Source organism: Rhodococcus sp. KB6, assembly GCF_001445685.1.
Classification (GTDB): Bacteria; Actinomycetota; Actinomycetes; order Mycobacteriales; family Mycobacteriaceae; genus Rhodococcus_F; species Rhodococcus_F qingshengii.
The window spans coordinates 1-410 of the sequence record NZ_LNAK01000135.1 but is presented as its reverse complement, the minus strand read 5'-3'; the positions used below and the strand labels follow the sequence as shown (position 1 = coordinate 410).

General features: G+C 62.0%; 1 protein-coding gene. It reads right to left on the bottom strand.

All coding sequences use genetic code 11. The annotated features are described in order from the left end of the window. A partial coding sequence (locus ASU23_RS24220; protein ID WP_156423188.1) for a phosphopantetheine-binding protein occupies window positions 1–410 on the bottom strand: 410 nt, incomplete at both ends.

Genomic DNA, 410 nt, shown 5'->3' with positions numbered 1-410 from the left:
ACCCGAACCGGACGCACCTGCGCAGTCAACGCCGCACGTGAACCGCCACCGACATGAGAACCCAAACGAGCAGCCAACGCCTCCACCGTCGACGCCTCGAACAACTCCCGCACCGACACCGCAGCATCAAGAGCCTGACCCAACCGCGACGTCACCTGCGTCGCGATCAGCGAATTACCACCGAGCGCAAAGAAATCGTCATCCAAACCGACACGCTCGGCACCCAGAACATCCGCAAACGTCTGCGCCACAACCTCTTCCACCACCGACGTCGGAGCCCGGAACACCGCAACCTGCAACGACGGAGCCGGCAACGCCCGACGATCCAACTTCCCGTTCACCGTCAACGGAATCGAATCCAACACCACAAACGCCGACGGCACCATGTACTCCGGCAACAACGAACCCAC